This is a genomic window from Pseudomonas sp. MYb60, from assembly GCF_002979555.1.
Lineage (GTDB): Bacteria > Pseudomonadota > Gammaproteobacteria > Pseudomonadales > Pseudomonadaceae > Aquipseudomonas.
Genome location: NZ_PCOZ01000036.1, coordinates 1 through 12,938 on the forward strand (window position 1 = coordinate 1; position 12,938 = coordinate 12,938).

At 57.9% G+C, this 12,938-nt stretch carries 9 protein-coding genes and 1 pseudogene; 7 read left to right on the top strand and 3 right to left on the bottom strand.

What is annotated here, in order from left to right; genetic code table 11:
* Window positions 1-366: 366 nt before the first annotated feature.
* Both CQ041_RS25880 and CQ041_RS25885 read right to left on the bottom strand, forming a co-directional pair.
* Window positions 367-1,860, bottom strand: a complete 1,494-nt coding sequence (locus tag CQ041_RS25880) for a CoA-acylating methylmalonate-semialdehyde dehydrogenase (RefSeq protein WP_105525221.1) — start codon at window positions 1,858-1,860, stop codon at window positions 367-369.
* A 39-nt stretch (window positions 1,861-1,899) separates the two neighbouring features.
* On the bottom strand, window positions 1,900-3,249 hold the full coding sequence (locus CQ041_RS25885; RefSeq protein WP_105525222.1) for an aspartate aminotransferase family protein: 1,350 nt from the start codon (window positions 3,247-3,249) through the stop codon (window positions 1,900-1,902).
* A gap of 125 nt (window positions 3,250-3,374) precedes the next feature.
* On the opposite strand from CQ041_RS25885, the gene CQ041_RS25890 reads away from it, so the two are divergent.
* The 6 genes from CQ041_RS25890 to CQ041_RS25915 all read left to right on the top strand — a co-directional run bounded on the left by CQ041_RS25890 (window position 3,375) and on the right by CQ041_RS25915 (window position 9,392).
* Entirely contained in the window at window positions 3,375-4,295 is a 921-nt protein-coding gene (locus tag CQ041_RS25890) for a LysR family transcriptional regulator (protein ID WP_105525223.1), read from the top strand.
* An 80-nt stretch (window positions 4,296-4,375) separates the two neighbouring features.
* The gene (locus CQ041_RS25895) at window positions 4,376-5,770 is read left to right on the top strand and encodes a uracil-xanthine permease family protein (RefSeq protein WP_105525224.1); all 1,395 of its coding nucleotides are present in this window, start codon (window positions 4,376-4,378) and stop codon (window positions 5,768-5,770) included.
* An 87-nt stretch (window positions 5,771-5,857) separates the two neighbouring features.
* Window positions 5,858-6,517: a TetR/AcrR family transcriptional regulator gene (locus tag CQ041_RS25900; protein ID WP_105525225.1), complete on the top strand. Its 660-nt coding sequence runs from the start codon at window positions 5,858-5,860 to the stop codon at window positions 6,515-6,517.
* Between the two features lie 12 nt (window positions 6,518-6,529).
* The gene (locus CQ041_RS25905) at window positions 6,530-7,111 is read left to right on the top strand and encodes a YigZ family protein (protein WP_105525226.1); all 582 of its coding nucleotides are present in this window, start codon (window positions 6,530-6,532) and stop codon (window positions 7,109-7,111) included.
* Window positions 7,112-7,160: 49 nt separating this feature from the next.
* On the top strand, window positions 7,161-7,847 hold the full coding sequence (locus CQ041_RS25910) for an SDR family oxidoreductase (RefSeq protein ID WP_105525227.1): 687 nt from the start codon (window positions 7,161-7,163) through the stop codon (window positions 7,845-7,847).
* A gap of 186 nt (window positions 7,848-8,033) precedes the next feature.
* A complete protein-coding gene (locus tag CQ041_RS25915) occupies window positions 8,034-9,392 on the top strand; it encodes an 8-oxoguanine deaminase (RefSeq protein ID WP_105525228.1) in 1,359 nt (452 codons plus the stop codon).
* Between the two features lie 72 nt (window positions 9,393-9,464).
* On the opposite strand, the pseudogene CQ041_RS25920 reads toward CQ041_RS25915, so the two are convergent.
* Window positions 9,465-10,238, bottom strand: a pseudogene (locus CQ041_RS25920) (calcium:proton antiporter); the annotation flags it as partial.
* Window positions 10,239-11,243: 1,005 nt separating this feature from the next.
* On the opposite strand from CQ041_RS25920, the gene CQ041_RS25925 reads away from it, so the two are divergent.
* The gene (locus CQ041_RS25925) at window positions 11,244-12,668 is read left to right on the top strand and encodes a hypothetical protein (RefSeq protein ID WP_105525229.1); all 1,425 of its coding nucleotides are present in this window, start codon (window positions 11,244-11,246) and stop codon (window positions 12,666-12,668) included.
* Window positions 12,669-12,938: the final 270 nt, after the last annotated feature.

Below are 12,938 nucleotides of genomic sequence, written 5' to 3' on the forward strand. Positions count from 1 at the left end.
CAGCCTCATTTGCTGTCAAGTGATTATTTTCAGAAGTTTTCGAAGAATTCTTCAACAACTTCAACCACTTGCGCTTCCGATCACTCGTTAGCGGGAGGCGAATTCTACAGCGTTACACGCTGCTGTCAACACCTCTTTTTCAACTTCCTGATCACTTCGATGAACTGAAGCAACCTGCTGCCGAAACCTACATAACTCATTGTTTACCAAGGAGTTTTCCGTTTCGACTGCGCCGGAAGTGGGGCGAATTATAGACAGATATAATTCGCCGTCAACGCCTTTTTTCATATTTCTGTCATATGGGTCAAAAACGCCCCAGAAACGCAAAGGCCGGCCCCAAGGGGCCGGCCTTTTACTCATCCCACCTTACAGGCTAGGGAATGCAAACTGCGACGCCTCATGGCTGGCTCGCTGCGGCCAGCGCTGGGTAATCGCCTTGCGGCGGGTGTAGAAGCGCACCCCGTCCGGCCCATAGGCATGCAAGTCGCCAAACAGCGAACGCTTCCAGCCGCCAAAGCTGTGGTACGCGACCGGCACCGGCAGCGGAACGTTGACCCCCACCATGCCCACTTCAATCTCGTCACAGAACAGGCGAGCCGCTTCACCGTCACGGGTAAAGATGCAAGTCCCGTTACCGTATTCATGGTCATTGATCAGTTGCATCGCCGCTTCCAGGCTATCCACCCGTACCACGCACAGTACCGGCCCAAAGATCTCTTCTTTATAGATACGCATCTCGGGCGTCACATGATCAAACAGGCTACCCCCCAGGAAGAAGCCCTGCTCATGCCCGGCCACACTCAGGCCACGGCCATCCACTACCAACGTGGCGCCCGAAGAAACACCGTCCTCTATATAGCCACTGACCTTGTCCCGCGCCTGCCCCGTCACCAACGGCCCCATGTCCAGACCGCAGGAGGTACCGGCACCGATCTTCAGCGCCTTGACCTGCGGCACCAATTTGGCGATCAGCGCATCTGCCACCTGGTCACCCACGCACACAGCCACCGAGATCGCCATGCAACGCTCTCCGCAGGAACCATAAGCAGCGCCCATCAACGCGCTGACCGCGTTATCAAGGTCCGCATCCGGCATCAATACCGCGTGGTTCTTCGCCCCACCCAATGCCTGCACGCGTTTGCCGCGCTTGGTCGCTTCGGAATAGATGTACTCGGCAATCGGCGTAGAGCCCACAAAACTCAGCGCTTTCACTTCCGGCGCCTCGATCAGCGCATCCACCGCGCCCTTGTCGCCGTGCACCACGCTCAGCACACCTTTTGGCAGACCGGCTTCCTGCAACAGTTGCGCGATCAATAGCGTGGAACTTGGATCACGCTCAGAGGGCTTCAGGATGAAACAGTTACCGCAGACAATCGCCAGCGGATACATCCACAACGGCACCATCGCCGGGAAGTTGAACGGCGTAATCCCCGCGACCACACCCAGTGGCTGGAAGTCCGACCAGGCATCGATGTTAGGTCCTACGTTTCGGCTGTATTCGCCCTTCAGAATCTCTGGCGCCGAACACGCGTATTCAACGTTCTCGATCCCACGCTTCAATTCACCCGCAGCGTCTTCCAGCGTCTTGCCATGCTCTTCGCTGATCAACTGCGAGATACGCCCCTCGTTCTGCTCCAGCAACTGCTTGAAACGAAACATCACCTGCGCGCGCTTGGCCGGAGGTGTATTGCGCCAGGCCGGGAATGCCGCCTTGGCTGCGTCGATTGCCTGCTGGATGGTTTCACGGCTGGCCAATGGCACCTGGTGAATCACCTGGCCCGTCGACGGGTTGTACACGTCGGCACTACGGCCACTGTCGTTGACCAACTCGCCGTTGATCAAATGCTGGATAAGGCTCATGCGGGGCTCCTGAAAAATTGTTCTATATAGAAGGAGAAATCAGTCGATCTTGTTCAGCACTTCGCCGACCGCATCGAACAGGCGATCCAGGTCTTGCGGCTTGCTGTTGAAGGTTGGCCCGAACTGCAGGGTGTCGCCACCAAAGCGCACGTAGAAACCGGCTTTCCACAAGGCCATGCCGGCCTCGAATGGACGCACGATGGCATCACCGTCTCGCGGCGCAATCTGGATCGCACCGGCCAGTCCATAGTTACGAATATCGATGACGTTCTTGCTGCCTTTCAAACCATGTAGCGCATTCTCAAAATGCGGAGCCACTTCGGCGACGCTCTGCACCAGGTTTTCCTTCTGCAACAGGTCCAACGCGGCGAGGCCGGCTGCGCACGCCACCGGGTGCGCGGAGTAGGTGTAGCCGTGGGGGAATTCCACCGCGTACTCCGGCGTCGCCTGGTTCATGAAGGTCTGGTAGATCTCGCTGCTGGCAATGACCGCACCCATCGGGATCGCACCATTGGTGACTTGCTTGGCGATGCACATCAGGTCCGGGGTGACACCGAAGCTGTCGGCGCCGAACATCGAACCGGTACGGCCGAAACCGGTGATCACTTCGTCGAACACCAGCAGGATGTTGTGCTGGTCGCAGATCTCACGCAAACGCTTCAGATAGCCTTGCGGTGGCACCAGCACGCCCGCGGAACCCGCCATCGGCTCGACGAATACCGCCGCGATGTTGGACGCGTCATGCAACTCAATCAGCTTGAGCAGCTCATCGGCCAGCGCGATACCGCCCTGCTCCGGCATGCCACGGGAAAAAGCATTGCTTGCCAGCAGGGTATGAGGCAGATGGTCGACATCCATCATCGCCTGACCAAACATCTTACGGTTGCCGTTGACACCCCCCAGGCTGGTGCCGGCGATATTCACCCCGTGGTAACCGCGTGCGCGGCCGATCATCTTGGTTTTGGTGGACTGGCCTTTCAGGCGCCAGTACGCGCGCACCATCTTCACCGCCGTATCGGCACATTCGGAACCCGAATCGGTGAAGAACACATGGTTCAGGTTGCCCGGTGTCAGGTCGGTAATCTTTTCTGCCAGTTGGAAGGACAAAGGATGACCGTACTGAAAGCCTGGGGAGTAGTCCAACGTGCCCAATTGCTTGGCCACCGCCTCCTGAATTTCCTTGCGCGTGTGCCCGGCGCCGCAGGTCCACAGGCCCGACAGTGAGTCATACACCTTGCGGCCCTTGTCGTCCGTCAGCCAGCTGCCTTCGGCGGCCACGATCAGGCGTGGGTCACGCTGGAAGTTACGGTTGGCGGTGTAAGGCATCCAATGCGCGTCCAACTTGAGTTGGCTGGCCAGGGACGAAGGGGCGTTTTCGGGCATGTTCATCAGCAAAACCTCGCAGGGCAAAAGGCAGCGTCGGGATTGAAAAGCGTTGTTGCGAGTAAATTGCCACGGCGATAAAGTCGGTGAAATTCAACTCTTCTAACCTTCAGTCAGGGCTTCACTAAACTATGAGCAGCCGACGACCCGATCCTCTCGCCCAAGTCAGCGACTTCGACATACGCCTGCTGCGTATCTTCCGCAGCGTGGTGGAAAGCGGAGGTTTCTCAGCGGCAGAGACCGTGCTCGGCATCGGTCGCTCGGCCATCAGCCAGCAAATGAGCGACCTGGAGCAACGTCTCGGCCTCAGACTCTGCCAGCGGGGCCGCGCCGGTTTCTCCTTGACCGAAGAAGGCCGCGAGGTCTACCAGTCCGCCCTGCAACTGTTAAGTGCGCTGGAAAGTTTCCGCACCGAGGTCAACGGCCTGCACCAGCACCTGCGCGGTGAATTGATCATCGGCCTTACCGACAACCTCGTCACCCTGCCCCACATGCGCATCACCCACGCCTTGGCGCAGTTGAAGGAGCGCGGCCCGGACGTGCAGATCCAGATTCGCATGATCGCCCCTAACGAAGTGGAGCAAGGCGTGCTCGATGGTCGCCTGCACGTCGGCGTCGTGCCCCAGGCCAGCGCCCTGTCGGGGTTGGAATACCAACCGCTGTACAGCGAGCGCTCGCTGCTCTACTGCGCAGTCGGCCATCCGTTGTTCTACGCTGACGACAAACAACTGGACGACACCCGCATCGACAGCCAGGACGCCATCGCCCCCACCTTCCGACTGCCCGCCGAGATCCAGGCCCACTACCAGGCGCTCAACTGCACCGCCAGTGCCTCAGACCGTGAAGGCATGGCATTCCTGATCCTCACCGGGCGCTATATCGGCTACCTGCCCGACCATTACGCCAGCCTGTGGGTACAACAGGGCCGACTGCGCGCGCTGAAACCGGCTACACGCTTTTACGATTTGAGCCTCGCATCGGTCACGCGCAAGGGCCGGCGCCCCCATTTGGTGCTGGAAAGTTTTCTCGACAGTCTCGCGACCACCCGCTAACTCGGCCCTGCAGCAAAAAGCTGAGCAGTTGGACAGCTTTTTGCAAGAACCCAAGGACATAGACCTTGAGTTTGCCCGCCATGCCACCAGAAGCGTCCAACAGCAGCGACCTGATCTACGGCCTCGACGACCGCCCCAAACCCGCCCCGGCGTTTCTTGCCGCACTGCAACATGTGCTGGCCGCGTTCGTCGGCATCATCACCCCGCCACTGATCATCGGCTCGGCCCTGGGCCTCGCCACGTATTTGCCCTACCTGATCAGCATGGCGTTGATGGTTTCCGGCGTAGGCACTTTCATCCAGGCACGCAGGCCGTTTGGCATCGGCGCCGGGATGATCTGCCTGCAGGGCACCAGCTTTGCGTTTCTCGGCGCGGTGTTGTCGGCGGGCTTTTTAGTCAAGCAACGGGGTGGCAGCCCCGAAGACATCATGGCGATGATCTTCGGCGTGTGCTTTTTCGGCGCCGTCGTGCAGATCGTGCTGAGCCGCTTCATTGGCCAACTGCGTCGTGTGATCACGCCTCTGGTCACCGGGATTGTCATCACCTTGATCGGCATCAGCCTGATCAAAGTGGGTATCACCGACCTGGGCGGCGGTTTCAACGCTCCCGACTTCGGCGCACCGATCAACCTGGCGCTGGGTGTATTCGTGGTACTGACGATCATCCTGCTCAACCGCTCCAACACACCCTGGGTGCGTTTGTCGGCCATCATCATCGGCCTGGCGCTTGGCAGCCTCGCCGCTTGGTTCAGCGGCAAACTCGTGCCCCAGGCGTTGCCCGACCTGCCGTTGGTCAGCCTGCCGATCCCGTTCCGCTTCGGTTTCAATTTCGACTGGAGCGCTTTCCTACCTATCGCGCTGATTTATCTGATCAGCAGCATCGAGACCGTCGGCGACCTCACCGCCAATTGCATGATCGCCCGCCAGCCCATCAGCGGGCCTTCTTATATAAGCCGGCTCAAGGGTGGCGTATTGGGTGACGGGGTCAGCTGCATGATCGCCGCCACCTTCAGCGCCTTCCCCAACACCACCTTCGCGCAGAACAACGGGGTGATCCAACTCACCGGCGTGGCCAGCCGTTACGTCGGCTTGTACATCGGCGTGGTGCTGTTTTGCCTAGGTTTGTTTCCATTGATTGGTGCGGTGCTGCAGCAAATCCCCAAACCGGTATTGGGCGGCGCCACCCTGGTGATGTTCGGCAGCGTGGCCGCCGCCGGTGTGCGCATCCTCGCCCAGGCACCACTGGACCGGCGCAGCATGCTGATCATCGCCACCTCGTTCGGCGTCGGCCTGGGTATCGCGGCCCAACCGAACCTGCTGCACCTGATGCCCACCCTGGTGCAAAACCTGTTCGACTCGGCGATTACCAGCGGCGGCCTGACCGCCATCGTGTTGTGCCTGTTATTGCCGGAAGCCAAAGCTCCCGGCACTGCCGCAAACCACGCGCCGGAAAGCGACACACTGGAATCGCTTTGACGGTTTTATTGCATCGGGACTTGTCTGAGGCTTGAGGGTGGGTTATCTGTGCACACGTCGTCTTTATCGATTTGCACGGAAACCTCCATGAGCCTCGAAGTTCCTGCCCACAGCAACCCCGTCGGGAAACCCGCCAGCCGTATTCGGCAAAAAAATGAGCAAGCCATCCTGCAGGCTGCCGAAGACGAGTTCGCGCGCCATGGCTACAAAGGCACCAGCATGAACACCATTGCAGCCAGTGCCGGGCTGCCCAAGGCCAACCTGCATTATTACTTCACCAACAAGCTGGGCCTGTACATCGCGGTGCTCAGCAATATCCTCGAACTGTGGGACAGCACCTTCAACACGCTGACCGCCGAGGACGACCCTGCTGCAGCCCTTTCCCGCTATATCCGCACCAAGATGGAGTTTTCGCGGCGCCAACCCCAGGCCTCGCGGATCTTCGCCATGGAGATCATCAGCGGCGGCGAATGCCTGACCGAATATTTCAGCCAGGACTACCGCGCCTGGTTCAGTGGCCGGGCGGCGGTATTCCAGGCCTGGATCGACGCGGGCAAGATGGACCCCATCGACCCGGTGCACCTGATCTTCCTGCTGTGGGGCAGCACCCAGCACTACGCCGACTTCGCCACACAGATCTGCCGCGTCACCGGCCGCACCAAACTGACCAAGCAGGACATGGAAGACGCCGGCACCAATCTGATCCACATCATTCTCAAAGGTTGCGGCATCAAGCCCGCCCAATAAACGAAGCGACTTATGCCTTTCACCCTCACCGGCCTTTGCGAGTTTCGTGAAGAAATCCGCAAAAGCCGCTTTATCACCCTCGCCGCCCCGATCACCAGCCCGCAAGACGCCCAGGCGTTCTTCGAGCAGCACAGCGACTTGAATGCCACGCACAACTGCTGGGCCTGGAAGCTGGCCGATCAATACCGCAGCAATGACGACGGCGAACCCGGCGGCACTGCGGGGCGGCCGATACTCGCCGCCATCGAGGCGCAAGGGTTCGATCAGGTCGCGGTGCTGGTGATTCGCTGGTACGGCGGTATTCAACTCGGCACCGGCGGCCTGGCCCGTGCGTACGGCGGCGGCGCGAACAAGTGCCTGCAAACGGCCGAGCGCATCGAACTGATCAGCCGCGTGCCCCTGAGCTGCGCCTGCGGATTTGCCGAATTGAACCTGGTAAAGCTGCGGGTGGCCGAGTTGGGCGGGTTGGTAGTGGAGGAAACCTTCACGGCCAATGGTGTCGAGTTGCAACTCGCACTGGGCGAGGCGCAGATAGAAACCCTACAAACCCAACTTGCAGACCTCAGCCGTGGCCGTATCCTGCTTCAACGCTGAAACTGCTACTGTTCACCTCCCTGAACCGCGACGTTTAAAGGAACCCTGCATGCCTACGCCAAAAACCGCACTGATCATCGGCGCCTCGCGTGGCCTGGGCCTCGGCCTGGTCAAGCAATTGCTGGAAGACGGCTGGGACGTGACCGCCACCGTGCGTGATCCGAACAAGGCCGATGCCCTCAAAGCCGTCGGCCCGGTGCAGATCGAGAAGCTCGACATGGACGACCAGCAAGCCGTGATCGCCCTGAGCCAGCGCCTCAAAGAGCGCACCTTCGACCTGCTGTTCGTCAACGCCGGCGTCAAGGGCCCGGCCAATCAGGAACCCGGCCACGCCACCCTGGCGGAAGTCGGCCAACTGTTCTTCACCAACGCCGTCGCGCCGATCAACTTGGCCCAGCGGTTTGCCGGGCAGATCCGCAAGGACAGCGGCGTGCTGGCGTTCATGAGTTCGGTGCTGGGCAGCGTGACCATCCCCGACGGCTCGGACCTGGCGCTGTACAAAGCCAGCAAGGCTGCGCTCAACTCCATGACCAACAGCTTCATCACCCAGTTGGGCGACCAGACGTTGACCGTGTTGTCGCTGCATCCGGGCTGGGTGAAGACCGACATGGGCGGTGAAAACGCCCACATCGATGTCGACACCAGCGTGCGCGGCCTGGTAGACCAAGTGAATGCTTACACCAACAAAGGCGGCCACCACTTCATCGACTACAAAGGCGACACCATCGCCTGGTAAACGCCGCAGATCAAAGTGTGGGAGGGGGCTTGCCCCTCCCACATTTACCAAGCCACTTTCCCACAGATAGACGAGACACAGAACTACACGTAATCTAGCCCCTCGCCTTCACCGGCGACCCTGGATCAGCAGACAGGGCAACACTGAGCTGGCAAACCTGAACCCATCATTCAGAGGAGCCGGCCAATGCCTGCGACCCGTATCTGGTTAAAAAACCCCCTCGCGATATTCACTGCCAACGGCCTCGACGCCCGTGGCGGCCTGGTGCTGCAAGACGGTGTGATCACCGAAGTGCTCGCACAGGGACAATCACCCGCCCAGCCGTGCGCGCAAGTCTTCGATGCGCACGAACATGTGGTGCTCCCGGGCCTGATCAACACCCACCACCACTTCTACCAGACCCTGACCCGCGCCTGGGCGCCGGTGGTCAACCAGCCCTTGTTTCCCTGGTTGAAAACCCTGTACCCGGTCTGGGCCCGCCTCACCCCGGAAAAACTGGCGCTGGCGACCAAAGTCGCGCTGGCCGAGTTGCTGCTCTCAGGCTGCACCACCGCGGCAGATCACCACTACCTGTTCCCCGACGGGCTTGAAAATGCCATCGACGTGCAAGTGCAAAGCGTGCGCGAACTGGGCATGCGCGCCATGCTCACCCGTGGTTCCATGAGCCTGGGCGAAGCCGATGGCGGCCTGCCTCCACAGCAGACCGTGCAAGAGGGCCAAGTCATCCTCGACGACAGCCAGCGCCTGATTCACGAATACCATCAGCGCGGCGACGGTGCGCACATCCAGATTGCCCTGGCACCGTGCTCGCCGTTCTCCGTCACGCCAGAAATCATGCGCGCCAGCGCCGAACTGGCGAACAGCCTCGACGTACGCCTGCACACGCACCTGGCGGAAACCCTCGACGAGGAAGACTTCTGCCTGCAGCGCTTCGGCCTGCGCACCGTCGATTACCTCGACAGTGTCGGCTGGCTTGGCCCGCGTACCTGGCTGGCACATGGCATTCACTTCAACCCGGATGAAGTCGCGCGCCTGGGCGCTGCCGGCACCGGTATCTGCCATTGCCCAAGCTCGAACATGCGCCTGGCCTCCGGCATCTGCCCGACCCTGGACCTGCTCGCCGCCGGCGCGCCCATCGGCCTGGGAGTGGACGGCTCCGCCTCGAATGATGCGTCGAACATGATCCTCGAAGCGCGCCAGGCCCTGTACATCCAGCGCCTGCGCTACGGCGCCGAAAAGATCACCCCCGAAGGCGTGCTGGGCTGGGCGACCAAAGGTTCGGCGCAGTTGCTCGGGCGCACGGACATCGGCGAACTGGCCGTAGGAAAGCAGGCCGACCTGGCGTTGTTCAAGCTGGATGAACTGCGCTTTTCCGGCAGCCATGATCCGATTTCGGCGCTGCTGTTGTGCGGCGCCGACCGGGCGGACCGGGTGATGGTGGCGGGTAAATGGAGGGTGATCGATGGTCAGGTGGAAGGCCTGGACTTGAAAGGCTTGATCGCCGATCACACCCAGGCGGCCCGCCAGCTAATCGCCGGCACCTAAGCCAAGCACAGTTCCAAATGTGGGAGGGGGCAGCCCCTCTCACACTGTGCCCCATTGAGGTCAAAAATTGGGTCACAGACCGAGTAACGACAACATGATAAACGTCGCGAACAACACAAAATGCGTCATCCCCTCAATGGCATTGGTTTCGCCATCGTTGAGGTTGATCGCGCTGACAATCAGCGTAATAAACACCATCACCGTCTGCACCGGCGTCATCGCCATCTGGAACGGCTGCCCGGTATAGAGCGCCATCGCCTCCATCACGGGCACGGTCAAAATCACCGTCGACAACGACGCGCCCAACGCGATGTTCACCACCGACTGCATGCGGTTGGCCAAGGCTGCGCGCAGTGCGGTCAGAATTTCCGGTGCCGCCGAAATGGCCGCCACCACAATCGCCGTGATCACCGGCGGTGCGCCCGTGCCTTCCAGGCCCAGGTCCAGGGTCTTGGACATCACCTCGGCCAATGCGCCGATCACGATCACACCAAACACCAGGGTGCCGATGGAAAACGCCAGGTTGACCGGCGGCGCTGCCTGTTCCTCTGGCTGCTTCTTGCGGCGTTTCTCCGGGTAGTTGTAACTGAAGAAATAACTGTGGGGCCCCACCTGCATGCGCAGGAACAGGGTGTACAACACCACCATCGCGCCGATAGTGAAGGCCGAGTAGATTTTCCAGTCTGCTTCAGGGATGAACTCCGGCACTACCATCGACACGCCCATGGCGGTGAGGATCATTACGCTGTAGGTGCGTGCCGAATCATCGTTGTAGGACTGTTCGCCGTGCTTGATACCGCCCATCAGCGCGGCCAGGCCGAGGATGCCATTGATATCGAGCAAAATCCTTTTCTAGACACATGAATTCATCTAGAAGGTGTAACCCTATACGAATCAACAACTTAGAAAACGATTTTGACACCTAAAACTTGACACCCATTTCCATGTGCTTCGGATACCCCAGACGGAAAAAACGCTGAATTCATCGACACTCCACCACCTCCCATAGGCTGAGAACGGAAGAGAGATCTCACAATGATCGATATGAGTTCATCGTGGCCAGGTTGCCCATCATCTCGGATTGACGGGTGGGAAGCCCTAGCGCACCGTCCATCGCCTTTGCCTCCCCCCACAAATCACCAATCTCAAGGGTGGACAGCAGGCGCATATCGCAGTGTTGTCTGCGGCGAGGCGCGGGATGTCCAGTCACACCTGAAAAAAATCACGGTTGCGCTGGACGTGATTCAAGCCGATTCGGAGCCTAACATTAGACTCGATACCACAAGCTAGGGGCCGAACACCAACCGGAATAAATATATGCGGAGGTAGTGCTTGTATTCCGTAGAACACGGCGACGAGATAAATCGATAATTGGTTCAAACGCTAAGTCAATATTGCTTTAATTAATGCCCCGCCAGCAATCCCGGCAAAGAGCTATTAGAGACCACCTGGTTGAGGATGACCAAGCAATCGCTCAGTGAAATACTCCCTAGGAACTAAGTACACTGAGAAGGAGCAACCGCCTTCCTTGCACTCACCCACGCTTATGTATGCCGATATCGACGAACCCTCTTGTCCAGCCTAATCCTGCCACCCGGCGTATTCGCTGATCAGCGTCCAGCGCCGGCAATTCCTTATCAGCGAAAAACAGACCAACAGATATACCAAACAACATATCAATTGTCGGCCAACCTTTCACTGCGACGTGAGGTTAATGCAAAATCCCGCCCCGAAATACATGTAAGAGTATGCTTTTAATACACTGTTTAAAACTTTAGAAGCACGCACGAAAGTTCTTGACCAGAGCAACCAAATCACTACGCTATGCCGCTTTCAACGTAGGATCTCATTATGCTTACCTACCAAGTGCAGGATGATCGCATCATATTCAAGCGGGATGATGATGAATGTATTCGCGGCTACAGGATTTCTACCATCCACACTCCATCGTGGGTCGACAAAGAAGTGCTCTATAAAGTAGCCGATGCGGTTAGGGTATTATGCATCACTGGAGAGACTACTAGCTATTCAGGACGCTTCCGGGCAAGTAGATATATTTTCAACCACGTTGCCAAGCTCCGGTTGAAGTTCCCACCTGCGGAAGATGACTGGAGCAACTTCATACTTACACACTACTCCCATCACCTCTACAACAAAGATCATAAGCCCAAAACCCGATATGACCATTGGAACGCGGTGGCGTTTGTTTACAAAAAACTGAGGCGGGATGGATTTATACCGGAAGACACATTCATCCCAGATGCAAAAGCGAACTCCGTCAGTCACCCGGAGAATATGTCTCAACCGGCTGGTTACGGGACTGTGCACACGCCTATTCCCAAAGGGCCACGATTTCTGCTTCCCAAAAAATATCTTGTGGAAGAAGGCTTGAGTTTTGAAGATGACGTGTACCTACTTAATCTTAAGAACACTCTCGAGACAAGGGCCGATGCCATTGTCGAATGCTCGGTAGACTACTGGAATCGAATGCTAAGATGCCACGCCCGAGGTGATGAGCTATGTAAGAACATCTCGAATGACGAAATCGAGGCGGTGCTTGAGAGCGGACAATTCAGCAGAGATGGGATTCATCTTGCGCATCCAGATTCGCCTACAGGTATTAACTGGTTTCTAGCCGTCGCTCGATATTACGCCGAACAGACTGACGAGCTTAAATCGATGACATTCGACGACCTGCAAGAACTACCTTTCTTCAGGCCCGTAATCTACAACTCCCATAGCAAGCCAAAACTTAGGGCACGACTGTGGGAGGCTGCCGGCGACGACTGTATCGATAACAATACAGTTAACGAAACTTTCAACCGACTACTCGGCTACTTGTCACCCAGAGACTGCGCAGTTGCAAGTGCGATCATTGCATCAGAAAATCCTTCGTTCAATCCATCATCACTGACCAACATAAGGTTATACCGACGAGACGGAAAATTCTATCTACGCGGCAATAGTGACAACAAGCGAATAACAGTCAGCGTTAGCAAACCTCGCGCGCAGTCACGCAAGGTCTCTGTACTTCCCCCATTGAGCACTCGGATCGTTATGGATGTGATTCGGTGTACAAATATGCCAAGACGACGCCTTTTATCGGAGGGTAAGAGCGGGTGGAGGAAGCTGTTCCTTGTCTCGAGCAGAAACCAAATTGGCTCCAGTCCTAACTTTGCAAAAACCTTGACTACAAATGCCGGACTCTCTCTGCACGATTTATATAAAGATGAACTAGACAAAGTAGGCGTAACTCCAAGCATGGTCAATCTCTAAACGATCCGATGCACACAAGGGATTTTGGAGTTTTTGCGTACTGGTAGTCTCCAGGCCGTAGCGGACATGCTGGGTAACTCTTTGCAGGTGGTCAGAGATAAATATATTCCGGCCTGGATGGTTCATCGATGGGCGACGAGGTTTTTCAGGGTGCTACATCAAAAGGTCATCTTAGTAGCAACAGAGGGCGAGCTGAATCGCCCCTAGTTTCGTAGACACCTCCAAGCCTTAAAATGAGGCCCATTAGGAGGTGCCATGAGCAACCAGCGA

Coding starts and splice junctions, on each gene's coding strand:
- CQ041_RS25880 (WP_105525221.1), bottom strand. CDS start 1,860: ATGAGCCTTATCCAGCATTTGATCAACGGCGAGTTGGTCAACGACAGT.
- CQ041_RS25885 (WP_105525222.1), bottom strand. CDS start 3,249: ATGAACATGCCCGAAAACGCCCCTTCGTCCCTGGCCAGCCAACTCAAG.
- CQ041_RS25890 (WP_105525223.1), top strand. CDS start 3,375: ATGAGCAGCCGACGACCCGATCCTCTCGCCCAAGTCAGCGACTTCGAC.
- CQ041_RS25895 (WP_105525224.1), top strand. CDS start 4,376: ATGCCACCAGAAGCGTCCAACAGCAGCGACCTGATCTACGGCCTCGAC.
- CQ041_RS25900 (WP_105525225.1), top strand. CDS start 5,858: ATGAGCCTCGAAGTTCCTGCCCACAGCAACCCCGTCGGGAAACCCGCC.
- CQ041_RS25905 (WP_105525226.1), top strand. CDS start 6,530: ATGCCTTTCACCCTCACCGGCCTTTGCGAGTTTCGTGAAGAAATCCGC.
- CQ041_RS25910 (WP_105525227.1), top strand. CDS start 7,161: ATGCCTACGCCAAAAACCGCACTGATCATCGGCGCCTCGCGTGGCCTG.
- CQ041_RS25915 (WP_105525228.1), top strand. CDS start 8,034: ATGCCTGCGACCCGTATCTGGTTAAAAAACCCCCTCGCGATATTCACT.
- CQ041_RS25925 (WP_105525229.1), top strand. CDS start 11,244: ATGCTTACCTACCAAGTGCAGGATGATCGCATCATATTCAAGCGGGAT.